Here is a 1,302-nt window from a genome sequence, read left to right as displayed (position 1 = left end):
TGATGATCCGGATGTGATTGCCGGGCAGGGCACCATTGGTATGGAAATCCTGCACCAGCATCCTGACCCTATCCATGCCATTTTTGTACCTGTGGGTGGTGGTGGTCTGATTGCCGGTGTCGCCGCTTACGTTAAATACCTGCGCCCAGATATAAAGATTATTGGTGTCGAAGCGGAAGACTCAGCTTGCCTTAAGGCAGCCATGGAAGCGGGTCGCCGTGTGGTGCTTGAGCAGGTGGGGATTTTTGCTGAAGGTGTTGCTGTGGCACAAATTGGCAAGGAGCCCTTCAAAATCTGCAAGGATTATGTGGATCAGGTAATCACCATTACCACCGATGAAATGTGTGCAGCGGTGAAGGATATCTTTGAAGATACCCGCGGTGTAGCAGAACCCTCCGGTGCACTTTCACTGGCTGGTTTGAAGAAGTATGTTGAAGAAACTGGCATCACTGACTCTACGCTGATTTGTATCAACTCGGGTGCCAACACTAATTTTGATCGTCTGCAGCATATTGCCGAGCGTACCGAGCTGGGTGAAAAACGTGAGGCGATTCTGGCAGTGGGAATCCCTGAGCGCCCCGGAAGCTTCAAGAATTTCTGCAAAATTATTGGCCGCAGGCGAATGGTGACCGAGTTCAACTACCGTTTTGCTGACCCTGAACAAGCGCAGATTTATGTGGGTATACAGGTCAAGCCAGGTGGGGAAGACCGTGAGGAGCTGATCCATGCCCTGCAGGAAGCAGAGTATCCGGTGGTGGATCTGACCGACAACGAGCTGGCCAAGCTGCATATCCGCCATCTGGGTGGCGGACGTACTCCGGCAGGTAACGAGGAAGTGTATCGTTTTGAATTTCCTGAACGTCCCGGTGCACTGCTGAATTTTCTGAACCATCTGGGGCATGACTGGAATATTTCACTGTTCCATTACCGCAATCATGGTGCAGCTTATGGACGAGTGCTGGTGGGTTTACAGGTGCCGGATGGTGATCGACCACGTGTTGAAGAATACCTGGATAAAATCAGTTACCGTTACTGGCGTGAAACGGATAACCCTGCCTACACACTGTTTCTGCGTTAACCACACAAAAAATGAACAAAAAGATAATAAAGTGTGAACGAGTTGGCTTGTTATAACCAATTAAAAGGAATAGATTAAAGAAACCTTGGCATACCTGAGGTTTTTAACTCTGTTCTAGTTAGCCAAGGGAAGGCAGAGAGGAGCAAAAAAAGATGAAGAAAAAGCCAGACCTGATGCTCTTGCTGGTCATGTTATTTGTGCTGGGTTTATTGGTAACAACCTAT

1 protein-coding gene is annotated in these 1,302 nt (G+C 48.8%); it reads left to right on the top strand.

Going from position 1 to position 1,302, the window contains the following annotated elements; all coding sequences use genetic code 11:
- Positions 1 to 1,078 (top strand): threonine ammonia-lyase, biosynthetic (gene ilvA, locus IBX50_RS20630; RefSeq protein ID WP_292258319.1); only part of this gene is annotated, 1,078 nt, incomplete at its 5' end.
- Positions 1,079 to 1,302 lie beyond the last annotated feature (224 nt).

The sequence above is a fragment of the Marinospirillum sp. genome (assembly GCF_014859565.1).
Note: the sequence above shows the minus strand (reverse complement) of the source record. Positions and strands in the feature narration are given on the sequence as shown.